Source organism: Calothrix sp. 336/3 (assembly GCF_000734895.2).
GTDB lineage: Bacteria > Cyanobacteriota > Cyanobacteriia > Cyanobacteriales > Nostocaceae > 336-3.
This window is the reverse complement of sequence record NZ_CP011382.1, coordinates 2791612-2816346: the sequence shown is the minus strand read 5'-3', so window position 1 is coordinate 2816346 and position 24735 is coordinate 2791612. Positions and strand designations below refer to the sequence as shown.

The window sequence follows — 24735 nt, the reverse complement described above, 5'->3', positions numbered from 1 at the left end:
GCTAATGACTGATGACTGATAACTAATGACTAATGACTCAATGAATGTGGATTGGTCTCATCTGTGGCTTTATGTTTCTCCCCCAATTTTGGGTGGTGTTATTGGCTATTTCACTAATGATATAGCCATCAAGATGCTGTTTCGTCCTTACCGCGCTCTCTACATCGGTGGACGACGAATTCCCTTTACTCCTGGTTTGATTCCTGCAAATCAAGAACGTCTGGCAAAGAATATCTCTGATACGATTATGGGTTCTTTGCTGACACCAGAGGAATTACAAAACCTGGCTAGGAGACTTCTAGAAACTGAACGGGTACAAGGGGCGATTCTCTGGCTGTTGCAGATGGCTCTTGACCAGATAAAATCGGATCGGGAACAGAAAACGGCAAAAATTATTGCTGGGATTTTGCGGGATTTACTGGGTGAGTCTTTACCTCGTCTGCTGAAGGTATTGGCACGACAGGAAGATTTTTTAGAAGTCCAAATTAACCAAATTTTTGACCAGGTATTATTAGAGTTTCAACTGAACGAAGAACAGGCAACTCGTCTGGCTGATTGGTTTATTGAAGTAGTGCTGCCACCGGATGTGATTCGTCTGGCAATTATTGACTTTTTGAGCGATCGCACTATCCAAACTATTGATGAAACCTTCCGCGAAAAAACTAGCGGTACTTACTGGGTTGTGGCAAATTTGTTTGGTTTACGTAATACCCTTGCCCGTTTACGAACTTATTGCTTGGATGAGAAGGAAATTAGTAACTCTCGAATTGGCGAGTTAATTCAAGATTTACGTATGAGCGATCGCCTCAGGCAATTTCTCCAAAGTATCTCCCTGCAAAACCTCCCCATCAGCACAGTTCGCCAACTCCGCAAAACTACCCGCGAAAGTGTTCGCCATTACTTACAAGCGAAGGGTAGTGATTTACTCCAGGGACTCAGTGATTCTGTAGATTGGGAAAATATTGCTATCCTGCTTGTGAATCGTCTGAGCACCTCTCCCATAGTTACCGCATCCCTGGAAGTGGTGAGTACGGAGCTAGCTTTGATTTTAGAAAGATATTTGGAACGGGATTTAGAAAAAATTGTCGCCCAAACTATCCCGATTTTGAATATTGATCAGGTGATTGTTGACCGAGTGAAATCTACTTCTCCTGCGGATTTGGAAGCTGCGATTGAGGGAATCGTCAAAAATGAATTACAGGCGATCGTCACCCTGGGAGGAATTCTCGGTTTTGTTGTGGGTTTATTACAAGTCGGATTTTTATATTTCAGTCGGCAGTAAAATATCAAAGCTCTCAGGAAAAGACAGCACACAGGGACAAGATTTTCACCTTATCCCTGGAAATCTTCAAGCTAAGCTGTTACTTGCTGCTTACTAGACACTTGTATTGCTGCGTACAATCTATTTAGTGCATTTACGTATGCCTGGGCAGAAGCAACGATGATATCTGTGTTGGCAGAACGTCCTGAAAATACGCGGTCTTCGTATTTGAGACGAATAGTAACTTCCCCAATTGCATCAATACCAGCAGTTACCGATTGTACCGAGAATTCAATTAATTGATTCGGGATGTCTACAACTCTGTTAATTGCCTTGTAGACAGCATCTACTGGTCCAGTACCGATGGCAGCATCCATTAATTCTTCTCCCTGGGGATTGCGTAGGGTAACGGTGGCAGTAGGTTTGGCATTACTACCACAGGAAACTTGCACTAATTCCAGTTTGAATAGATCGGGTGCTTGCTGGATTTCATCGTTGACGATCGCCTCTAAATCCCAATCGCTAATTTCTTTCTTTTTGTCAGCAACTTCCTTGAAGCGGACGAAGGCTTTATTGAGTTCGGTTTCTGAGAGTTCGTAGCCTAATTCCCGCAGACGGGTACGGAAAGCATTACGTCCAGAATGTTTGCCCAAGACAATTTGATTATCGTTCAAACCGATGAGTTGGGCATCCATAATTTCGTAGGTGAGTTTATTTTTCAAAACTCCATCTTGGTGGATACCAGATTCGTGGGCAAAAGCATTGGCTCCCACAATCGCTTTATTCGGTTGTACCAGCATTCCTGTGAGGTTGGATACCAAACGGGAGGTTTTGTAGATTTGCTTGGTGTCGATGTTGGTCAGGGGTGCTTCTGATTCCACTGCTCTGCCGAGGAAGGGGTTGAAGTATTGCCGACGGACGTGTAATCCCATAACCAATTCTTCTAGGGCTGCATTTCCGGCTCGTTCACCGATACCATTGATGGTGCACTCTAACTGTCTGGCACCATTTTTCACGGCTTCGAGGAAGTTGGCAACGGCTAAACCTAGGTCGTTATGTCCATGGACGGAAATAATTGCCTGGTCGATGTTGGGGACGTTTTCCTTAATACCTTTAATAATTGCTCCAAATTCGCTGGGGGTGGTGTAGCCGACGGTATCGGGAATATTGACCGTGGTTGCTCCAGCTGCGATCGCCCTTTCTAGGACTGTGTACAAAAATTCCGGGTCGGAACGTCCCGCATCTTCGGGGGAAAATTCCACATCGTCGGTGAAGCTTTTCGCGTATGCCACCATTTCCTCGGCGATCGCTACCACTTCCTCTCGACTCTTTTTCAATTTGTATTTCAGGTGAATATCGGAGGTGGCAATAAAAGTATGAATTCTCCCCTTAACTGCGGGTTTGATTGACTCTGCCGCCGCTTTAATATCTTCCTTTCTTGCCCTAGCTAGGGAACAAATCACTGGTCCGTTTTCCGTACCCACCTGTTGAGCAATTTTGCTGACTGCCTCAAAATCCCCTGGACTAGCAAAGGCAAAACCCGCTTCAATGATATCTACACCTAAACGGGCTAATTGCTTGGCGATCGCCAATTTCTCCTCAATGTTCAAAGTCGCTCCAGGACATTGTTCCCCATCCCGGAGGGTTGTGTCAAAAATAATTATTCTCTCGGATTGTTGACTCATTTGTGATTTTTCCTCCTACTTACTGGTGGTTAAAAATACATAAAAATTTAAATCTTTTTCTATTGAATTAATGTATAAATAATTGCTTAATTACATGGGGTCATTTTTTTCTATGACATCTCTAATATCGTTTAAATCAATATATCTATCCGTGGCATTACGCAATTCCCGCGCTATCATTCCTTCGGTTGACACTACTGTAATATGAGTATTTTTCGACCGTAATAGTTCAATTGCTCTTTCAAAATCACCATCACCACTAAATAGAACTACTCGATCATATTGGTCTACAGTATTAAACATATCAACGACAATTTCTATATCTAAATTAGCTTTTTGGGAATAGCGTCCTGAATTATCATCATAATATTCTTTGAGAATTTTTGTTCTAACTGTATACCCTAAACTAATTAGAGCATCTCGAAAACCGCGCTGGTCTTGAGGGTCTTTTAAGCCAGTGTACCAGAAAGCATTAATTAAAGTCGTATCTGACTGTTCGTATTTAAAATATTCTAAGACTCGCCTGGGATCAAAAAACCAGCCATTTTTTTGTTGAGCATAGAACATATTATTTCCGTCTACAAATATAGACAGACGATTCATCGGAGAACCCATAGAAATTTACGCCTAATATATAGATAAGAAGAATTTAGATTGAACAATAGATTATAGCAATTATAAAATGACTATTTCGCTAATATCTATAAATTATATTGTCATAGATAGTTTGTATATAGCCCCTAAAAGCCTGATAGGTTAGATGCAACATTTTGTGTAGAAATTTTAGAAGTGGGCGCTGATTTTTAACCTGCAATACGGTCTGTTTCCTCCTCTGATCAAAATCTATCTATCAACTTACTTCTCTAACAGCATATTTCACTGTATAATCAAGTTTACTCCTAAATCGGTATGGAATAGTCAAGGACAAAAATTTACCCTTGGTTATGACTCCCGAAAACGCAAGCATTGCACATATACAATGAAAAAGCGCAATTATTAGTAAAGCTCATAATTCCTAGGGCAACTTGAGACTCAGGAAAGCTAACAAGTACAACTGTTTATTCCCTGGGAAAAACATTTGCAGACTTTCATCTCCTGCAAAATCATCCATACCCAAACTTTCCCCAGCAATGTCAGAAAATTGCCTTGAGAATATCCGGGCTGACTAGGGAGTGCGTCAACTAGCTTTAAAATAGGCAAAGAATTTAGGTTTAAATGAAAATGGAGAACGCATACTATCATTTCTCATAGTCGAGCAAAGTTAGTGATGACAACCTAGCCTCAAACTCCATTTCACTACATTCTCTGTAAAAATGATTAGTATCATTACACAGGAGCAACCGCAGGATACCACTTGCCTTGTTTGCCTCTCTTTCCAGAAATAGAGATTATCCTGTGCGGCATCTCTGTGCTATAAGGTAATAATATGTAATAAATTTTCCGCATAAATAAGTGTAATTTACTAATGTATAAATTTAGCATTGAGCTAGTTATAATTTTGAGCTGATAAATTTATAAAGACAGTTTACAGGAACTGTTTATCCCTTTGCTATTCTCTTTGAAGTCAATAGCTAACCGTCAAAGATACAAGTTCAGGGCAAATAAAACAAATATCTTGTAAGCTACAGGAAAAAGCTGGTTGCATCAACCTGATAAACTTTTACCCTTTTTCTGATTTTGTCAAAATATTATGTCAAGACAATTTCCCAGAAAAATCGACAAGCCTAGAAACCTTGCTTGTATGGGAAAAAGTTTGCTTTATTTGGCATTACAGAACAATTTGAGACGCATCTACTCCCAAAAATGGGAAAACACTATATTTCGGCATTGTAGGTAAAATTATTGAAAATTTACGATATGCCAAAAGAGCCTATATATACCTTAACTAAAAAAAACCTTTCTGCGACCAGTAAAGCTACTGGGAAACATACAAAAACTACTGCTACCTCTGGAGCCAAAATTTCCCGCAAAATGGGTTATTTTGCCCATATATTGGCAGGGATGACAGCCCTAGGTGCGGCGGTATTGGCTGCATCTGATATGGGTATCGGTGAATTTATGGAGCTACAGGCACATTCCCTATTTTTCCAGTTGCGAGGACAGGCTACCTTACCGGATAATATTGTCATTTTAGCCATTGATAATGATTCGATCACCGTACCAGGGCAATACTATCGAGATAACCCTGAGAAGTATTCCTATCTCAAGCCTTTACAATCCTTTCCTTTCCCTAGGGCAACCTATGCAGAAGTGATTGAGAAATTAATTCAAGGTGGAGCGCGCCATGTGGCTGTGGATGTGATTTTTGATCGCCCCAGTAGTTATGGAGTGGAAGACGATCGCCATTTACAGGAGGTACTACAACGCCATCACCAAAAAGTCACACTAGCCGCAATCTATGAAAACTCTGAAACCCATCAGGGTAGTTTTTGGCAGTTAACCCAACCTCAAGAATTATTTCGCAATACTGGTATCACAGTCGGCTCTGTCAATTTTCCCTTAGAGATAGATGGCAAAATCCACCGACACGCCAGTGTGTTTCCCAAATTATTGGCAAAAAATGACAACTTTACACCACCAGATAAAATCCCTTCTTTAGGGGAGGCGACTTTACGAGCATCTGGGGTGAATTATCCCAAACCTCTGGGCGATCGCCTGTATTTTTGGGGAGGTGCGGGAACTTTTGAGACTATTCCCTTTTGGTATGTTTTAGATCCCACCAACTGGAAACATTATTTGCAGTCAGGGCAGGTATTTAAAGACAAGATAGTTTTGATTGGCGCCACAGCACAGCTCAGCAATGATTTTCATGGAGTGGCTGTTTCTCCTAGCTGGTTAAACCCCCAAAAAATGGCTGGGGTAGAAATTCATGCCCAGGCGATCGCCACTTTGATGCAGGGTAGAAGTATCTCCCAAAAAATAACTAATCCTTGGGCGGAGGGTTTATTTGTTTTTACCATAGTTGGTGGTTGTACTGTACTAATTGCGAGGGGTAAAGCAGGTATCCGTAGATTTAGTTATGGGATGGTTGCTGCTGTGCTATGGGGTGGAGTCAGTTTTATTTGTTTTACCTCTGGGCGATTTATTATTCCTGCTGCTATCCCCATAGTCGCGATCGCCACTATTAGTACTGTTTATCTGGGTATAGAAATCATCCGCGAAATCTTCCGCAAACGTCACCTAGTTACTATCTTCCAAAAATATAAAACCTCTCCTGTCGTTCAAGAAATTATTAGCCAACAGGATGATTTACTAGACTTACTACAACAGAGGGAATTAGCCCTTTCCGGTAAAATCCTCGCCGGACGTTATAAAATCGTCAAAGTTCTGGGTTCAGGAGGATTTAGTGAAACCTACATCGCGGAAGATACCCTGTTACCAAACCACCCTCAATGTGTAGTTAAGCAACTGCAACCAGTTAACCACAAAGCAGAGCAAATTATCATTGCTCGACGTTTATTTAACTCCGAAGCTGAAACCCTCCAAAAGTTGGGCAATCATCCCCAAATTCCCCAGTTATTAGCTTTTTTTGAAGAAGAAGAATTTTACTTAATTCAAGAATACATTGATGGACATCCTCTCAGTCAAGAATTACCTATTGGTAAACCCGTTGACGAAAGTATCGTTATCGATATTTTGCGGGATTTATTACAAATATTAGCTTTTGTCCATAAAAATGGTGTGATTCACCGAGATATCAAACCTAGTAATATTATCCGCCGCCATGGCGATCGCAAATTAGTCTTAATTGATTTTGGTGCTGTCAAAGAAGTTACAACCCAATTATTCGATGCTTCCGAACAAACAGCCTTGACAATTGGTATTGGTACAAAAGGATACTCACCCAGCGAACAGTGCTTTGGTCGCCCACAATATAATAGTGATATCTATGCAGTTGGAATGATTGCCATCCGCGCACTTACGGGTATCGCTCCTCACGATTTAGCCAGAAATACTGATGGTGAGTTGCAATGGCTTGATAAGGCTATAGTTAGTACAGAACTAGCCAGTATTCTTTGTCGAATGGTGCTAGACGATTTTCAAAAGCGCTATCAAACGGCATCAGAGGTTTTAGAAGACTTAAATCAATTAATCATTCGGGAAAATAAACAACATTTCTGGGCTGATAATTCCCTCATTAATGTTGTGAATTTAGAGGATGTGGGATTAGATACAATTCCTTACTTGGGAATTGGTGAAGAAGTTTCTGCATCTGACTTACCCACATCCAAATTACCCAACCTCCTGAATGATTCCACTGAAAGGTTAGATAATCAGTCTTAACATATAGATTTTCCAGTCAAGTAAGTAAACCCCTCTCTAACCATTCCCGAAATCGAGGTGTACTCTGCGAGAAATTCCTCTGCATTCGTAGGGATAGGGTTTTTCTGTACTCCACTAGGATGATAGATGCGATACTCCCCAGTTTAGAAAATAGGGAATTTACGCACCACAATCTCTGGCAAAATCAAGTACCAACAGGTGGTTTCTCTGGTGGTTTGTTATCTACCGGAGGTTTGTTATCTACCGGAGGTTTCTCTATTGGTGGTTTACCAGGTGTTTCTACCACCGGAGGCTTGTTGTCTACCGGGGGTTTGTTATCTACCGGAGGTTTGTTATCTATTGGGGGTTTGTTGTCTACCGGAGGCTTGTTATCTATTGGGGGTTTGTTATCTACCGGAGGCTTGTTGTCTATTGGAGGCTTGTTGTCTATTGGGGGTTTATTGTCTATTGGGGGTTTATTGTCTATTGGTGGTTTGTTGTCTATTGGTGGTTTCTCTACCGGAGGTTTACCAGGTGTTTCTACCACCGGAGGCTTGTTATCCACAGGAGGCTTGTTACCTACTGGAGGTTTGTTATCTATTGGAGGTTTGTTATCTACCGGAGGCTTGTTGTCTATTGGGGGTTTATTGTCTACTGGAGGTTTGTTATCTATTGGTGGTTTCTCTACCGGAGGTTTACCAGGTGTTTCTACCACCGGAGGCTTGTTACCTACTGGAGGTTTGTTATCCACCGGAGGCTTGTTATCTACTGGCGGCTTGTTATCTACTGGTGGTTTGTTATCTACTGGTGGTTTGTTATCTACTGGAGGCTTGTTATCCACCGGAGGTTTGTTATCTACTGGAGGCTTGTTATCTACTGGTGGTTTGTTATCTACCGGAGGTTTGTTGTCTACTGGTGGTTGTGGTTGAGGAGTATTGGAAATTACTTGCCCTGAATCCACAAAATCATTCGTACCTTCCTTGTGCGGTACAACCTTTTGATTGTTATTACCAGTTTTGTTAGCACTCAGTTTGACAAAGCCAGGATTTTGTATGGTGTCTTTACCGATAGTGATAGGAGTTTGCTTAATTACAGCGTCTTTAGTTTCTTGTTGCACACTAGCGATCGCCGGATCGGGATTTGGTGCTTCCTTCAACGTCAAATCTAACCCTTTCACCAAGTCGCTAGTATCGTAAAAAGTTCTCAAATCAAACTCATACAAACCCTGAAATTGTCCCTTGACAATCACCACTAACTGCCCAGGCTTCAACTTTTTAGTTACAGAAGCATCATCATTACTAACCTCAATACCACTGTCAGTTAACGCTCCAATAATTGTCCTATCCTCTGCCTCATCATACCTGACAAACAGAGCAGAACCGCGAATCGCTGCCGCCGCATTCGGTGTGTTTACCCTTGTTTGCCCTCTTCCCGGAGGTATTAGTAATAATACTGTGCCATTTGATAACCTAAAATTTCTCGTTTTAGGTAAAAACCGAAATACAGCTTGCTCTCCTACCCGCGCCAAAGAGCCATCATTAAAACGTATTTCTGCTAAAGAAGAACGTCCAGTAGACAAGCCATCTCCTGGTGACATAGGGTCAGCCTTACGTGCTGGTCGGGGGCGTAAGTTCTTCGGCATTAACTGTACGATATTCCGAATACTCTGAACTACCGCCTTTGTTAAAGGAGTCGCAGCATTTGCCTGTTGTGTAACAGGTGTAACTATCACTCCCCACAAAACAATTACAGTCAATGGCAAAGATTTACGAAGCATAAGTGGCGACCTTAAGTAATTTCACTACGTCCTGAAACCAAATAGTTTTTCTGAGTTTTGCAAAGTCAACTTAGTTATAGCAATTTTTTTTAAGTAAAATTACGATACCTTTACAAAAGCTTAAATAAGTAAGATAGGTAAACATACTGCCGACAGTATGGATTTGCTTTCTTTGTATTCCTAATTCCTGACTCAATTTCCGCAGAGTTCCTGCACTTATCAGTATTTTCCCTAGTAGCCAGCATTTGTGGGTCATCGGTGGTGCATCAAAATACCAATAAATCCATACATTCTGAATCAAAATTGTCAAAAATCATTGGTTTTCAGTTTGCCAGAACCGAAATTATATGCAACCCCAAGTTAGAAACAAATCATTATTCAACTGGATTCTGTTATTTTTCAGTAGTGCAAGCTGGTGTTATGCGGAAGCAGATGCATCGTGGGCTGCTAATACTAGTATCCGAAATATCCCTGATGAACTCACTTCCAAGATAGCATCTTCCTGTGTCTCTTCCAATACTAATGGGTATAATAACCCGCAAAAAACAGTATTCCCTACCATCCAACCTCTACAGCAACAACAGTTAGCTGCATTTCAGATTCCTCAAAAAAACTTTAAGAGTTTTTCACAATTCTCCTGCAATCATCTAGCTGTAACTACTGATACATCCAAAGAGTCCGTACGAAAGGTTATTTTTTGGCAAAACTCTGAGAATGAGACAGATTTTCAATCCAGTATAATTTCCCAAGCACCCCCACAGAATCCTCCTCCACAAAATCCTCCTCCCCAGAATCCTCCTGCACAAAATCCCCCTCCACAAAACCCTCCTCCACAAAACCCTCCTCCACCCCCCAATGAACCTCCATCTCTCAATAGTCAACCAAATGACTTACCTGCAACTCCTTCAGATACCATCCAAAAGAAATTAGAGCAGCCAACAGATGAAAGAATTCAGAGAATAGAAAAATTAAGGCAAGCTTTACAGAAGAAGAAAAAGCCAACAGAGGAAACCGTCACCGAACAAGAAGAACTGGGTACTTTGGTACTGAGGGAAGTTCCACCAACTCTGGAAGAACCCCAACCACCACCAATAATTACACCCAGACGACAATTTAAGCCTGTAGGTTATTTACAAGCTCGTAGTGGTTACTTTCAAACTAGTAATATTTTTTCCGATAAAAAATTCCCACTCACCGATGGTTTGTATTACTATGGGCTATCTTTTGGTTCGGTACCCATTGCCCTGAGTTCTAAAACTTATTTGAGTGGTTCAGTGGATGGGAATATCATTAATTACCTCGACCAATCCAAGTTTAATTATCATCAGGTGAGATTCAATGTCAGTTTATATCACCAATTGACTCCGCGAATGTACGGAGAATTAGGCTGGAGCAACCAACAATTATTTTATGCCAAGGATGGGAAATTTTTTAATGCTGGCGATCGCTTTTTAAATGAAAATTCCTGGCGAGTCTCCCTAGGTAGACGGGACCCCTTGAGTGAGAGACTGATGTTAGATAGTTTCTATGAGTTTCGCTGGAGTCTCACCAACCCCCCAGAAAAGCGTAACCGTGCGATTCATTCTCTGTGGGTATCCCTCAGCTACTATTTACAACAATCCTTACAAGTAGGTGTAGATTATCAATTTGGTTTATCAGATTTTACGCAACGAGAAAGAGAAGACCAATACCACCGTTTTTACGGGCATTTAAGTTATGGTTTGTCGGACTATAGCAGTATTTATTTACAAGCTGGAGTTAGTGTTGGCGACTCTACAGACCCTCAAATCAGTTTTGATGGCTGGTTCTTTAGCATCAACTACAACATGGAAATAGGGCAATTTTGAAACTAAGGTTCAGAGAGGATGACAGAAACGGGGGAGTATTTGCGCCTATGTTTCCACTACCTATCCCCTGTTCTGCATCCTTCAATCTTTGACGTAACGCCAACCTTCCGGTTGATATTCCCTTTGAATTTGCACTTGCCAAGTACCATGGGGAATAGGAATAGCTGCGTGTTCTTCATGAATTAACACAGCAGTCTCAGACAAGACCCGTAGATAAAGAGAACCAGCTTTTGCGTATAATTCAGCTTGTCCCTCAGCAATCCGATGTTTGTGTCCAGTCACCTCACCCTCAGCTAAAACTAAATGCGATAGCTTCTGTCCTTGAATCTCCTGGGTAGGTAGTAGTATCACATCCCCTTGACGAATCGCTTGCATCACTATATCTCCTAGGTTAGGTATTGATAATTAGCCAAATTCATAAACATTCTCAGATTTGATTCAATTTTGGCACAATGCAGGCAGGGAGAAACATAAATTAGGAGGTTGGGAATTCAAAATTCAAGATAAAGAGTCTCTGGTAAAGTCATAGATACTCTTTTCTCGTCTACGCCTACTTTGGAGGACATTTTGCCAGGTACAGTCGCCAATTATGCTTGAGATAAGTTAAAGATGGAAATAACTGCTCAAAAGTCACAAGATATTAAGGATATAGAAAAATGCATAACTCCCCAATGAAAATTACCCCTGTCCTCAAGTGGGTTCTGAGATCACCACCCAGTTAAAGAAAGTGCTACATGATAAAGAATCCCACATCTCCAGTTCCCAATTGATTGACTGTATTAGCTTTGCAGCTACTCTTTTTTTGAAATTTCCATGTCAACTCTTGTCATCGTCGAATCTCCGACCAAAGCTCGCACCATTCGCAATTATTTACCATCAGGCTATCGGGTAGAAGCTTCTATGGGTCATGTCCGTGACCTACCCCAGTCGGCTAGTGACATTCCTACCGCAGTCAAGGGAGAAAAATGGGCGCAGTTAGGGGTAAATGTAGAAGCCGACTTTGAACCCTTGTATATCGTTCCTAAGGATAAGAAAAAAGTTGTCACCCAGCTCAAAGATGCTCTGAAAGAGGCTTCAGAACTTATCCTGGCAACGGATGAAGACCGGGAAGGGGAAAGCATCAGTTGGCATTTATACCAGCTGCTCAAGCCCAAGGTACCGACAAAGCGGATGGTATTCCATGAAATCACCCAAGACGCAATTAAAAAAGCCTTAAAAAATTGTCGTGATATTGATGAAAAGTTAGTTCGTGCCCAGGAAACGCGGCGAATTCTCGACCGACTGGTAGGTTATACCTTGTCACCCCTATTGTGGAAAAAAATTGCTTGGGGGTTGTCTGCCGGACGGGTACAATCGGTTTCAGTGCGTTTGTTAGTTAATCGTGAAAAACAACGTCGCGCCTTTAAACAGGGGACTTTTTGGGATTTGAAGGCTACTTTAACCCCAGCGATCGCCACAAGCCAATCTCCACAGTTTTTTACCTCTGTGTTAGTAACTTTGGCGGGGAAAAAATTAGTCAGTGGCAGCGATTTTGACCCAGGAACAGGACAAATTGCCCCTGATCGCCTTGCCCAATTAGTCTTACTGAACGCAGAACAGGCAGAAGCTCTCAAGGAAAGGCTCACTGATAAACCCTGGACGGTGACGGACATTGAAGAACGTCCTGTGACTCGTAAGCCAGCACCACCCTTTACGACTTCTACCCTGCAACAGGAATCTAACCGGAAATTACGCTTATCTGCACGGGATACGATGCGCATTGCTCAAAATCTTTATGAGCAGGGGTACATCACCTACATGCGTACAGACTCGGTGCATTTATCTGACCAGGCGATCGCGGCTTCGCGGGACTGTGTGGAAAAGCTCTATGGCAAGGAATATCTCAGCCCCCAACCTCGACAGTACACCACTAAATCTAAGGGCGCTCAGGAAGCTCACGAAGCAATTCGTCCAGCTGGCAGCAGTTTCCGTACACCCCAGGAAACAGGTTTAAGCGGTCGGGAATTCCAAGTTTATGATTTGATTTGGAAGCGGACTGTTGCCTGTCAAATGGCTGATTCTCGCCAAACCCAAATTACCGTACTTCTACAAGTTGAGGACGCTGGTTTCCGTTCTAGTGGTAAACGTATCGATTTTCCTGGTTATCTGCGCGCCTACGTAGAGGGTTCTGATGACCCCGAAGCCGCTCTGGAAGACCAGGAAGTGATTTTGCCTCCTTTGAAAGTCGGCGATCGCCCCAACTGTACTGATTTAGAAACGGTCAAACACGAAACCCAACCCCCCGCTCGATATACGGAAGCTACCCTGGTAAAAACCCTGGAAAGTGAAGGCATCGGTCGCCCCAGTACCTACGCCAGCATCATTGGCACAATTATCGACAAGGGTTACGCCCAATTAGTCAGCAATGCCCTAATTCCCACCTTTACAGCCTTTGCTGTCACCGACTTACTGGAATCACATTTTCCCGATATTGTCAACCCCGGTTTTACTTCCAAAATGGAACAAACCCTCGATGATATCGCCACGGGAGAAGCAGCTTGGTTACCCTATTTACGCCGTTTTTACCTGGGAGAGCAAGGTTTGGAAACCCTCGTCAAAGAACGAGAAGACCTCATCGACGCCAATAAAGCACGGACTGTAGAACTGGAAAATCTGGATGCGAAAGTCCGTATCGGCAAATACGGTGCTTACATTGAGAAGGACAATGGCGAAGGAGTTGTAACTGCTTCCATTCCCAAGGATTTAACACCCGCAGATCTAGACCCCAAAAAGGTAGAAACTTTACTCCGGCAAAAAACTAGCGGTCCTGAACAACTGGGAAGACATCCAGAAACTGGAGAACCAATTTATGTCTTAATCGGTCCCTACGGTCCCTATGTGCAACTCGGTGACAAAACTGAGGAAAATCCTAAACCCAAGCAAGCATCCCTACCGAAGGGTGTGACACCGGAAACTGTCACCCTTGATACCGCAGTTGGTCTTTTAGCTCTACCACGTAATTTGGGTGTCCATCCAGGAACCGGAGCAAAAATTCAGGCAAATCTGGGGCGCTTTGGTCCCTATGTTGTCCACGATCAAGGTAAGGAAGGTAAGGATTATCGTTCTCTCAAAGCTGCGGATAATGTCTTAACAATTTCTTTGGAAAGAGCCCTAGAATTACTCGCAGAACCGAAAAAAGGTCGCGGTAGCACTAGCAAATCAAAAGCTGCATTGAAGGAGTTAGGTTCCCACCCGGAAGATAGCGAACCCGTGAATATCTATGATGGTCCCTATGGACCCTATATTAAGCACGGGAAGGTGAATGTGAGTCTCCCGGAGGGTAAGTCCCCAGAAGATATCACCCTCAGCACAGCTTTGGAGTTATTAGCAGCAAAAACTGCTACAGCTAAATCTAGTCGCAAGAAATCCTCGACTAAATCCTCTAGTAAGTCTTCTAGCGCAGCAACGAAGAAAAAATAATTCCCAGTCCGATTTCCCCGGAAATGAGTCCTCAGAGGTTGAGACCTATTTTCGGGTAAGTCTATGAATTATGGATAAATCTTTGCTTGTATTTCTGTCCACTATCAATTACCCATTCCCATCAGTTGTGAATGTGATACTCTAAAAAGTAAGGGAGAAAACAATATCCAACTCTAAAGTCCGCATTAACCCAAAAGCCAATGGTATAAATTAGTATCACTTATGGCTTTAGTGCAGCCAGGAGCTTACTTCTCCACCCCTGACAATTAAAATTGAGGTAGTATCTCAGGAGCGGTCTGTCCAATGGACTATATTGAAAAGGTGCTGGAAAAACTCAAGGAATTAGCCAGAAAGCTAATCGAAGCCCTTTTGGGACCGGAAATGGAACCGGAACCGGAACTGATTCCGATACCTGTAGATGAACGTTCTCGTCGTCGGTAAGAGTGTGAAAGTCTCGAATTTGACTCCTGTCAGTATTTTGTTGCTGCATGGACCAAACTTAAATCTGTTAGGACAGAGGGAACCTGGTATTTATGGTTCCCTTAGTTTGCAGGATATTAACAACTTACTGATAGAAACTGGTCAAAAATTAGGGGCAGAAGTTTCTCCCATGCAGTCTAATCATGAAGGCGCTCTCGTGGATGCGATTCATGGTTCTTTAGGCTTGCATCAAGGTATTGTTATCAATGCCGGAGCATATACCCATACAAGTATAGCTTTGCGGGATGCGATCGCCGCAGTAAATATACCGACTGTGGAAGTACATTTAAGTAATATTTACCGCCGTGAGGAATTCCGCCACCATTCCTACATTGCCCCAGTTGTGATTGGGCAAATTAGTGGGTTTGGCGCTCAGAGCTATGTTTTGGGTTTGCAAGCTCTAGTTCACCACCTCAGGCAATAAAATTCAGTCATATTTTCAGATAATACCCACCCTCACACTATGCGTTATTCCTTAGTTAGTCGGTTTCATGGTGCGTTTTTGGGAGCGGTGTTAGGGGAGAGTGGGATTGCTGATAATTATGTGAGTGGCAAATCATCCCGTATCATCATTGCTGGTGGAGAAAGTCTCGCTGCTTGCGGGAAGCTGGATATTGATGATTGGTTAGGTAGATTGCCTTTAGAAAGTAATCAGTTGTATACGATTAATGGCTACGGAGTTCAAGGAATCTTGGCAGCTTTGCCCGTAGCCTTGTTTTACCATGAAAATCCGGTGCAATTACGCCAAAATTTATTGCGAGTCGCTCGGATTTGGCAGGATAAACCCTTGGTTTCCGATTGGATTTTGGCTCTCGGTTGTGCGATCGCCCTATCTTGCGGCGACAAATTCACTCCAGAAGCTGTGATTCCCCAAATAGTAAGTTTTTTGGGCGAAACAACAACCAAGACTCCACAAATATTATTTAAAATTCATAATTCTTTAAATTGTCGTTGTACTCTCGAAGAAGTCCGCATTTGTTTACAACGAGAAGAAAAACTGCATCAAATTTTAGGTCTAGCATTTTATTGTTTCCTCAGTTCCCATGAGGATTTCCGTCTTGCTGTGATTCGTAGTCGTGGTGTGATATCCCATACAGATTTAACTAGTATTATTACTGCGACTTTATCCGGTGCTTATAATAGCGTCTCCGGAATTTCTGTGGGCTGGTGGATAAAATTTTTACCAAATAAGCAAGATGTAGTTACTGCCCATCAACAGACCCTAGAACTAGCACACAGTTTCACCGCCTCCTGGTCAGGTACCTATCAAAATAAACAAGTATTACTGCGAAATTCAGGGAAAAGTTCTCTCATGGCGATCGCCACACCGAAATTATTGTAGATGGTCAGGACTGTTTTCACAGAGAGAAGGGTAAGGAATTGCCGCCAGATTTATCATAAATAGTGCCAGAAAAAAAAGCGCACATAAAAATTTAATAAATCATTTTCTTTTGAGAGTCATAAATTATACTATTAGAGGCTTGGTGAGAAATTAACCCTAGCCGTTGGATTTATCAGATAAATTAACGGAATCAAGTAAGATTAGAGGCTTGACTAACCTCATAGTATTCCTCTGGTAAATTTAGTCAAAAGGGGGGCTAGATGCCGAACAAGTTGATAGTTATTCGGCATGACAATCAGCAGTTGTGACAAATTGAAAAATCCTTTCACCGCAACGTCTGACTACCACACTGACTTACTCGCTGAATCCGAAAATTAAAATTAGGTAGCAATTGTGGCAAAAGAGCTTGATGTGTGTTCCTGCTCAGGGTACTTTTATATTCAGCCATCAAATTAAGCTACTGCGGTCAATGTGATGAAAAAGCAATCATTTTTTCAGTCCTTGACCCAGCAATTGAACTGGGGGCGAAGACATAAAACAGTACAGAGTTCAGTAATATCCACCTATGAGGGAAAGCGCAGAGGTAAAAGAGGAAAAAAATTTCTGGCTATTGACATAAAATTCCAACGTTCTCCTGTAATTGTTGCGATCGCTGTCCTATCTCTCACTGGTATGATGGGGCACAAGTTGTACACTCAACCACAATTGAAAGTAGGTACAACAGCTCCAGAGACAATTAAAGCGACTAGTACGAGAACTATTGAAGATAAGAAACAGACTCGATTACAACGCGATAGTGCGAGTAAAGTTTCTTTGCCAGTATTAATGGTTGATGGCGAAGTTAATCAAAAAATTGACCGGAATCTACAAAAAATACTGAATGAGGGTAATGAGATTCGCCTGACTGCGGGTTCCTTTCCCTTTTTTAATAGCTCCTATCTGTCCCTGAGTACTCAAGATTATCTCCGAGGGGCAACGGAGGCAGAATGGCAATCTTTACTACAAGTAATTGAGTATCGTCAACAACAGAATTCCCTGAAAGTCACACTACACAAATTAAGAACTCAACAGGGTTCTGTCAAAAAAACACCAGACTTTTTTCCTAAACCAGATTTTACCCAGGCAGTGGCTGAGTTAGAAGCCTATCGCATCTCCACCTCTCCAGATAATCTCTCATCTTTATTAAATCAAATTTCCCAAGTCCGCCAGAAATATCGTCAGGGGAAAAGTAAATTAGCCAAACTCATCAGCACCAAGCCAGATAGCATCTATAAAAGCATATCTCCTCTGAAATTCACAGATGAAGATTGGTCAAAAACTCAAATGGGAATTCAGCAGTCGGCTGAAAGAATCTTAACCCAGGGAATTGCTCCTGGATTACCTCAAAATCTTTTGCAGGATGCAGTCAGTTTACAGGTACAGGTATTAGTTCCTAAGCAGGCTGAACCACTAGCAAATCAAGTCTTGATACAGGTATTACAGCCAAATCTCAAACAAGATACAGCCCAAACTAGACAGTTAGCAGCACAAGCAGCAGCTGGGGTAAAACCCGTGATGATAACTGTACGTAAGGGTCAGATAATCGTCAGCAAGGGCAAGACTATTAGTGAGCAGCAATTAGAAATTCTGGAAGCCTATGGTTTAGTGCGTCGGGAGGTGAATTGGTTCGGTTTAACCTATCTGGGTGGTGCGGTAGCTGTAGCTGTAGCAATTTTTGCCTTTGTAGAACGACGAATTCATCATCGCTTACGTCATCGAGATTACCTATTAGTTTTATTACTTACCCTTAGCGCTCCTCTTGTGACGATTCTGGGCACTCCTTATACTACCTGGAGTACCATCGGTTTGTTGCTTGGTAGCTTCTATGGGGCAACTTTGGGGGTAACTGTGGTGAGTTTACTCATGGGTTTGCTATCCGTGAGTTTAGGGATAAGTAAAGTTGCAATTTTGGCTGGGGCAGCCGGGGGAATCTTAGGTAGTTGTCTAGCACAAAAGCTGCGATCGCGGGAAGAATTAGCTGTATTAGGTGTGGGAATTGCTTTGACAAAGGGGGGTGTTTACTTCCTGGCTAAACTTTTACTGGGTGCGGCTTTTCCCTTTGGTTCCTATATCGTTATCCAAGAGGCAGGGTTATTTGCTTTATCGGGTTTGGTTTGGAGTATTGTGGCTTTGGGGTTGAGTCCTTACTTAGAAAAACTCTTTGATATTGTCACCCCGATTCGCTTGGCAGAATTAGCGAGTCCCAATCGTACTTTACTTAAGCGTTTAGCCACAGAAGCACCGGGTACTTTTCAACATACTTTATTTGTTGCCACCTTGGCGGAAGCTGCGGGCAAGAAACTAGGATGCAATGTGGAATTAATTCGCGCAGGTACTTTGTATCATGATATTGGTAAGATGCACGACCCCCAGGGTTTTATTGAAAACCAGATGGGAGGACCAAATAAGCATGATGAAATTCAGGATCCCTGGCATAGTGCTGCCATTATTAAGAAACATGTCAGTGAAGGTTTGGCGATCGCCAGAAAGCACAGTTTACCCACAGCGATTCAAGCATTTATTCCCGAACACCAAGGAACCATGCAGATTGCCTACTTCTATCACCAAGCAGTTCAGTTTGCTAAGGAAAACCCCGAAATTAAAGTAGATGAAGCTGATTTTCGTTATGATGGTCCGATTCCCCAGTCACGGGAAACAGGTATCGTCATGTTGGCAGACTCCTGCGAAGCTGCACTGCGTTCCCTCAAAGATGCGACACCAGAACAAGCTTTAACTATGGTGAATAATATTCTCCGTGCCCGATGGCAAGACCACCAAATGATAGATTCTGGGTTAAATCGGGAAGAAATGACGCAAATTGCGGAGATTTTTGTAGAGGTTTGGCAGCAGTTCCATCACAAGCGGATTGCCTATCCTAAGATGAAAAGTAGTGGGTAGAGACGTTAACGGTTCTACATCCCCACCCAAACAAAATCCCACCCCATGGGTAGGATTTGTTGGAAATTCAGGATATGAGTTTAGATTGTGACTTAATAGTTGAAGAAGCTCAGACCTAAAGCTCTAGCAGTTGCTGGACCAACAACACCATCAGCAGTTAAACCAACACGGGATTGGAAGCGTTGTACTGCATAGTAGGTACGGTAGTCATAGCGACGGGTAACAGCAATACCTAATCTTCTTTGGATGCGTCCAACTGCGGAGCCAGTACTACCCAAGGAGAAAACATTTCCACTAGGATTACCTACACCAGGACCAGGGGTATAACCTCTACCTGGGGAGGTTCCTATCCATTGGGAGGCAACCCAACGACCGGTAGATAATTGTGCCCAACCAGAGCGGAAACGAGTTACAGGTGCTAAAGCCGCGCCATTTCTCACACAGCTGTGAACCGCAGAATAGATACTAGGACCATAGCGCGCATTCAAGCATCTGCCATTGGTACGTACATAGTATTGTGTATAAGCTGATGCTGCACCTGCTTGAGCAAGTACGGCAAATAAAACGCCAAGACTAGCAAAAGCTAATCCTGCCGACTTGAAGTTTTTATTCCAAGTGACTTTAATTTCAGGGAGGTTAAACTCCATCTCTGCGGTTGTTTCTTCATCCGCAACCGTCATTAGAGAGTAAGCGAGATATTCCACGATAGGACTCCTGGTTATTGATAACTTTTAAATTACTACAAAGAGCTTTGTTATTTTTCCAGAACTAAAGTCTAAGTGTATTTTAGACTACGCATAATCATAAGGGATTTTTACTGATTGGAAAATAAAGAAAAAATAAATCTTAGTATTTTTGTCCTGGTAGCTGCGATCGCCCTTTTGATTACCCCAAAATTTTAGGCGATCGCATCTGTCAAAATAGGTAAAAATTGCCGGAAATAGTGATTTTTGCAAAATTTACCCAACTTATTCCCCTAGCTACCGTACACCCTGGAAGTCACAAAGCTTTCTGAACGTAGATGGGTTTGATTGCGGAAAATATCTACGCCTTTAGGATTAACTACGTATGAATAGCTACCATTGTCTGCACGGTACAGGTCTTTACCAACGTTCCAAGCTTGTAGCTTTACAGCCTGCTCTGGAAGCTGTTTCAATGTACCAATATAGAAGTATTGACCATTCTCCCGACAAATCCTCACAAGAGATTTGGTCGTTTCTCCATTAATTACGGTCGTTCCATGACAACTAACATCGACTCTAGGAGATTCTGGCGAATTTGACCATTGGGGAGCATTCAGGGTATTACCCAAAGGTGGATTCACCGGAATCGGAATAGGTTGACCGATAGAAGTTTGTTGCCAGGTGGTCGTGCTTTGTGGTGTTGCGCGGGAGAAATTACTTACGGGACGGTTAGTAGACTTAGCAGAAGCAATTTGCAAAGCGGGAATTTTACCCCCTTGGAGAGGTGGTAAGGTGGCAATGGGATTAATTGCTTGTTGAACAGTCGGACGTACCTCAAAATGTAAATGGGGTCCAGTACTTTTGCCTGTAGAACCCATCTCTGCAATAATTTGCCCCTGCTCTACCTGTTGTCCCTCCTGCACCAAAAGACGGCGATTATGGGCATAGACTGTAAAATACCGATTAGGGTGTTGAATGATGATCAGATTTCCTCCTCCCCAATCACTCCAACCAGCTTGATAGACTCTACCAGGCGCAGCTGCAACGACGGGAGTCCCTGCAGGACCTGCAATATCAATTCCTTCATGGTTAGGATGAAAACCTTGGGAAATAATTCCCTGGGTGGGCCAAATTAATTTCAGTTGAGAAGAAGAATTACGTGAAATTACTGTTTGATTTCGGGCAGTTTGTGTCCATGCAGAAGTATCAGAAATAACGATTATACTGATAGTAAGTAAAGAAAGTAAGCCGTAGGAGCAATTCCGGAAAAAGGTAACTCTATTCATTATTTCTAAGCCTACGAGAATTAATGATTGTTCAAAAATGAACTATCTAATTATTTGTTCTACTGTACGCTAGTTGTATCCGAAAAGCTAAGGGTGAAATGTATCAAGAACTAGCTGTAAAAGTATAAGAACCAGGTTTACATCGGGAAGAAGCCAGATTTCAGGGAAATATATCTATTTTTTCCGGATGGGTTTGATGTAAGTGGGGTGAAGAGAACCCAGAGTTATGGGTGTACTGTTCAAAATATTATTATTAGGATTTACGCAAAAGGGTAGATAAAACAAGGCTTTGAGATTGCTTCCTGAGGTTCCTATGACGTAAATGGGGTGTCCCAGGGTAAGTCCTAATTATCTGTCATTGCCACCAGAGGGAATTAATCTGATTATCCTGAAACTACTACGACAGAACAAAACTTGGTAAGTAAGTCAACCATGACAAACATCAAATAGATTCATGGCGATGACTACACTGCACTACGTTCGACTCGTAATGACATTTGACGTTTAATTATGTTGAGGTACTTATCAGTGAGATTACCTCGAAAATAAATTTATATCAGGCTTCCGTGAGAATTACTTGACAAATATTGATTATTCATCTTTGTTCTCTAAATTATCAAAATATCTTATTCTAAAAACAAATTGTTTCAGTATCTTCTGTCAAAAAATATTTTTTCCCAGGTAAATCATTAGACAAGGATAAATCTCATTGATTTAGCAAGAGATTGCCATAGATATTTCACAATCACCTATTGGAAAATATGATGAAATCAGCATTTACCACAGGATTAGTTGTTATCGGTGTTATCTGTAGTGAAGTTGTAACAACTAGCTGCTTGAGTTTAGCGATCGCCGTCTCAGCGAAGCGTAGCTTTATCGCCACTCCATCAAGTAAACCCCATCATCTCCTAGCTCAAGCAGTCGGACAAAATTTCACCTGTGACGGGATTAATAATGTCGCTAAAATTACCTGGAGACAAGGAGAACCCCGTGTAAGTCTGGGGACAAAACCCGATGGTATAGGTATTTTAAAGAATTCACCTGCAAGAAGAGTACGGAATCAAGATGGTACTATTTCTTATATTGTTGAGGAAGAAATAGTCGCAACAATTAGCTTAATTGCGAATAATCGTTGCAGCTTATATGTCAAAGGTGTGAATGGTGTTGCCACCGTACAGGAAGTAGGAAGAATTATTACGAACAATTCCAGCGCTCCCAGTACAAAAAATCTGCGCTGTGATGCTAGACGCAACTATGTTGATATTAAATGGCGAAATGGCAATCCTCGTATGACTTTTGAAAGTAAACCCCCTGGTAGGGGACATTTAAATGATGCACCTGTTAGACGCATCACCAATGACGATCGCAGTATTTCCTATGTTTTTGAAGGTGAAACCAGAACTACAGTCAGATTTTTTGGCGATAATACCTGTCGAATGCAAATAGTTGACTCCCTTGGAGTAGTGAGTTTGCGAGAGACTGGACGTGTTATCAATCCAAATTCCCAGAATCCTGACAATAGCTCCCAAGCAACATTATTAACTTTCCAAACTAACACCTACTCCATTCGAGTCTTTCAACGGAGTGGAAAAATATATATGAACGTCTACAATAAACGAGACCCAGATGAGCGTTTCTATAATATTCCCACCCAAATTACCCGACGCAGTTCTGGGAGCAATTGGACAAGTTATTTTGGCAGAGGTAACTTGGAATACTACGCTAGGTTTAATTCTAATGGTGATACAGAATTAGAAACCCGCAACAACGGCAGAACCGTCACACGAGAAAGGGGCTATGATGCTAGCGGTACAGCTTACTCTAATAGGTAACGGGTAATAGGTGATGGGTAATGGGTACAAGTTGACAGTTAAGAGAAGAATTCCTTTCCCCTTACCCTCCCTTCTGTTCGTTTTTTGTACGGTTAACCAGACAAACATTGTACGGTGAGTTTCTACGACAAATTACGTTGGTTTTTTCCCAAAGACTTTGGCAGAGATATTTGTCAAGATAGTCTTGTGAAGTGAAGGGGAAATCAATGAGAAAGAAATTTATCACCCAAGTATTGCAAGATTGGTTAAAAAAAGTTTTGCGTCATCCTCAATATCGCTGGTTGGCAATTGTCACAGCATTACTCTATTTAGTTAGTCCGTTAGATATTTTACCTGATGCTATACCACTTTTAGGTTGGATTGATGACGGAGTAATTGCAAGTTTGGTGATTGCAGAAGTTTCCCAAATTTTCATGGATAAGATGAAAAATCGCCAGAAAAATCCTGTTGCCGAAGCTGATTTTCATCAGTCTACAGATACAGTCATTGACGTTGATGCTGTCTCTGTGAGGTAAAGCAATAATAAGCAATCGCTGTGTATGCAGGGGAGCAGGGGAAATCGGAAAAAATCAAATCTGAATCAATTAGATAATTATTTTCTGGCAACCCCTAAATAACTATTACCTACTTGTTACTCAAATTCACTATTATTTTAATTATGGAGAAAATCTATGTCTACACCAATTAAAGAACGTCTGAATGCTGATTTAGGTAAAGTCAAAGAAGAAGGTAGCTTGAGAAGTCAGAAAATTAAGGAAATATTCCAAGCTGCGGTCACTGAATCTGTAGGTGAAATTAAGAATGGTTCAGGAGAAATTTTAACTATTCTCAAGGATACAACTACAGTGATTGTGGAATATTTTAAAGGTAAAGGTCAACAAGCACAAGCTGATGCTATGGCAGCAGTGGAAGGAGCGATCGCCGGAATTAATACCGATACCACCATCCGTGACTCCTCAGAATTAGCCAAATTTCAACAGCAAGTACAGGATGAAGTCAACGGTGCATTAGTGATTGTCTCCCAACCTCAGGAAAATTCTTCCCGTAGCTGGAAATCTCTACTGCTCGAACTATTTACCGCAGTCAAAAAACGCTTTCTCTTGACTTTTAATAAAGAGTGTGCTGACCTAGACCGTAACTTGACAGAAAAATATGGCGATCGCTACATCAAAGTTAAGGAACGCTGGGAAACTGCCCAAACTGCTTACAATGCAACTAAAGAAAATATGGGCGATCGGCAAACCTCACCCGCAGATCAACAACAAACAGAATTAAACGATCAAGCAGCAAAAGCAGGTGCAACTGTTGCTCAAGCTGAAGTGATGGCAAGAAAACAACTGAAAACTATCTTGCAAACTGCTGCGGCTAAACTGTAATCTGGTCATATTCGGTGTTCTGGTCGAACATCTGCCCAATTTCATACAGGTTTTCCACCAGACACAATATGAATCACGAAGTTACAATTTTTCTGCTCAGTGTCAGTTTATTAATTATCTATTTGATTTTTTCCGCCGCAACTGAAATGGGGACAAAGTTTCCCTGGAAAAAGTAAGCAAATTTGAATTGAAAAAGAAAATGTGGCTGGGTATTAACTACTCAACCACATTTTTTTGAATCTAAGATGATGCTTTCTCCTGAACCCGTCTACGCAACTCAGCTTCAAATTCCTCGTCAGTAGTACATAAAATTCCTGGACGAGCATTCAACCTATCCATATACTTGTGAAAAGCATTAATGTCACTGGGATGATTTCTGACATAGGTCAGCAACTCCTGATCGGACATATTATCAAAATTCGGTTGATTCATTTGACAAACACCTCTCCATTGGGAAAGATTTCTATTTCAATTGTGTCTCCAATTAACAGGAAAATTCTCCCTGTG

At 41.9% G+C, this 24735-nt stretch carries 19 protein-coding genes and 1 pseudogene; 11 read left to right on the top strand and 9 right to left on the bottom strand.

Going from position 1 to position 24735, the window contains the following annotated elements; genetic code table 11:
- Positions 1 to 40: 40 nt before the first annotated feature.
- Positions 41 to 1282, top strand: a complete 1242-nt coding sequence (locus IJ00_RS11880) for a DUF445 domain-containing protein (protein WP_035158933.1) — start codon at positions 41 to 43, stop codon at positions 1280 to 1282.
- Between the two features lie 71 nt (positions 1283 to 1353).
- Here the strand turns inward: IJ00_RS11880 and IJ00_RS11875 are convergent, their stop codons facing one another.
- Together IJ00_RS11875 and IJ00_RS11870 are read right to left on the bottom strand one after the other, a co-directional pair.
- Positions 1354 to 2946, bottom strand: a complete 1593-nt coding sequence (locus IJ00_RS11875; protein ID WP_035153322.1) for a 2-isopropylmalate synthase — start codon at positions 2944 to 2946, stop codon at positions 1354 to 1356.
- 90 nt (positions 2947 to 3036) lie between these two features.
- Entirely contained in the window at positions 3037 to 3561 is a 525-nt protein-coding gene (locus IJ00_RS11870; protein ID WP_035153320.1) for an NYN domain-containing protein, read from the bottom strand.
- Between the two features lie 1242 nt (positions 3562 to 4803).
- On the opposite strand from IJ00_RS11870, the gene IJ00_RS11865 reads away from it, so the two are divergent.
- Entirely contained in the window at positions 4804 to 7230 is a 2427-nt protein-coding gene (locus IJ00_RS11865; protein WP_046814802.1) for a serine/threonine-protein kinase, read from the top strand.
- A gap of 184 nt (positions 7231 to 7414) precedes the next feature.
- Here the strand turns inward: IJ00_RS11865 and IJ00_RS11860 are convergent, their stop codons facing one another.
- The gene (locus tag IJ00_RS11860) at positions 7415 to 8986 is read right to left on the bottom strand and encodes a FecR domain-containing protein (RefSeq protein WP_035153318.1); all 1572 of its coding nucleotides are present in this window, start codon (positions 8984 to 8986) and stop codon (positions 7415 to 7417) included.
- Positions 8987 to 9333: 347 nt separating this feature from the next.
- On the opposite strand from IJ00_RS11860, the gene IJ00_RS28995 reads away from it, so the two are divergent.
- Positions 9334 to 10833 (top strand): hypothetical protein, encoded by a 1500-nt coding sequence (locus tag IJ00_RS28995; protein ID WP_035153316.1) that lies wholly within the window; start codon positions 9334 to 9336, stop codon positions 10831 to 10833.
- An 81-nt stretch (positions 10834 to 10914) separates the two neighbouring features.
- Here IJ00_RS28995 and IJ00_RS11850 read toward each other — a convergent pair whose 3' ends face one another.
- Entirely contained in the window at positions 10915 to 11208 is a 294-nt protein-coding gene (locus IJ00_RS11850; protein WP_035153314.1) for a hypothetical protein, read from the bottom strand.
- Between the two features lie 438 nt (positions 11209 to 11646).
- On the opposite strand from IJ00_RS11850, the gene topA reads away from it, so the two are divergent.
- The 5 genes from topA to IJ00_RS11825 all read left to right on the top strand — a co-directional run bounded on the left by topA (position 11647) and on the right by IJ00_RS11825 (position 19051).
- Entirely contained in the window at positions 11647 to 14292 is a 2646-nt protein-coding gene (gene topA, locus IJ00_RS11845) for a type I DNA topoisomerase (RefSeq protein WP_035153311.1), read from the top strand.
- Positions 14293 to 14595: 303 nt separating this feature from the next.
- The gene (locus IJ00_RS28990) at positions 14596 to 14733 is read left to right on the top strand and encodes a hypothetical protein (RefSeq protein ID WP_035153309.1); all 138 of its coding nucleotides are present in this window, start codon (positions 14596 to 14598) and stop codon (positions 14731 to 14733) included.
- Entirely contained in the window at positions 14711 to 15196 is a 486-nt protein-coding gene (gene aroQ / locus IJ00_RS11835; RefSeq protein WP_046814801.1) for a type II 3-dehydroquinate dehydratase, read from the top strand. The genes IJ00_RS28990 and aroQ overlap by 23 nt, the downstream gene beginning before the upstream one ends.
- Before the next feature lie 39 nt (positions 15197 to 15235).
- The gene (locus IJ00_RS11830) at positions 15236 to 16114 is read left to right on the top strand and encodes an ADP-ribosylglycohydrolase family protein (RefSeq protein WP_035153301.1); all 879 of its coding nucleotides are present in this window, start codon (positions 15236 to 15238) and stop codon (positions 16112 to 16114) included.
- A gap of 474 nt (positions 16115 to 16588) precedes the next feature.
- Positions 16589 to 19051 carry an HD family phosphohydrolase gene (locus tag IJ00_RS11825; protein WP_035153298.1) on the top strand — a complete coding sequence of 821 codons (2463 nt, stop codon included), beginning with the start codon at positions 16589 to 16591 and terminating at the stop codon, positions 19049 to 19051.
- 92 nt (positions 19052 to 19143) lie between these two features.
- Here the strand turns inward: IJ00_RS11825 and IJ00_RS11820 are convergent, their stop codons facing one another.
- From IJ00_RS11820 to IJ00_RS11815, 3 genes are all read right to left on the bottom strand, one after another.
- The gene (locus tag IJ00_RS11820; RefSeq protein ID WP_035153294.1) at positions 19144 to 19755 is read right to left on the bottom strand and encodes a peptidoglycan-binding protein; all 612 of its coding nucleotides are present in this window, start codon (positions 19753 to 19755) and stop codon (positions 19144 to 19146) included.
- 87 nt (positions 19756 to 19842) lie between these two features.
- Positions 19843 to 20007 (bottom strand): hypothetical protein, encoded by a 165-nt coding sequence (locus tag IJ00_RS28985; RefSeq protein WP_168163467.1) that lies wholly within the window; start codon positions 20005 to 20007, stop codon positions 19843 to 19845.
- Positions 20008 to 20027: 20 nt separating this feature from the next.
- Positions 20028 to 21020 (bottom strand): M23 family metallopeptidase, encoded by a 993-nt coding sequence (locus tag IJ00_RS11815; protein WP_052754449.1) that lies wholly within the window; start codon positions 21018 to 21020, stop codon positions 20028 to 20030.
- A gap of 761 nt (positions 21021 to 21781) precedes the next feature.
- Between IJ00_RS11815 and IJ00_RS11810 the strand changes: the two genes are divergently transcribed.
- The 3 genes from IJ00_RS11810 (at position 21782) to IJ00_RS11800 (ending at position 24228) form a co-directional block, all read left to right on the top strand.
- On the top strand, positions 21782 to 22852 hold the full coding sequence (locus IJ00_RS11810) for a hypothetical protein (RefSeq protein WP_144416031.1): 1071 nt from the start codon (positions 21782 to 21784) through the stop codon (positions 22850 to 22852).
- A gap of 206 nt (positions 22853 to 23058) precedes the next feature.
- Positions 23059 to 23367, top strand: coding sequence for a YkvA family protein (locus IJ00_RS11805; RefSeq protein WP_035153290.1), 309 nt, complete (start codon positions 23059 to 23061; stop codon positions 23365 to 23367).
- A gap of 156 nt (positions 23368 to 23523) precedes the next feature.
- Positions 23524 to 24228 (top strand): hypothetical protein, encoded by a 705-nt coding sequence (locus IJ00_RS11800; protein WP_035153286.1) that lies wholly within the window; start codon positions 23524 to 23526, stop codon positions 24226 to 24228.
- Between the two features lie 240 nt (positions 24229 to 24468).
- On the opposite strand, the gene IJ00_RS11795 is transcribed toward IJ00_RS11800, so the two are convergent.
- Positions 24469 to 24660, bottom strand: a complete 192-nt coding sequence (locus IJ00_RS11795; RefSeq protein ID WP_035153284.1) for a hypothetical protein — start codon at positions 24658 to 24660, stop codon at positions 24469 to 24471.
- A pseudogene (locus IJ00_RS30170) lies at positions 24657 to 24734 on the bottom strand (hypothetical protein); the annotation flags it as partial. The pseudogene IJ00_RS30170 and the gene IJ00_RS11795, both read right to left, overlap by 4 nt.
- Position 24735 lies beyond the last annotated feature (1 nt).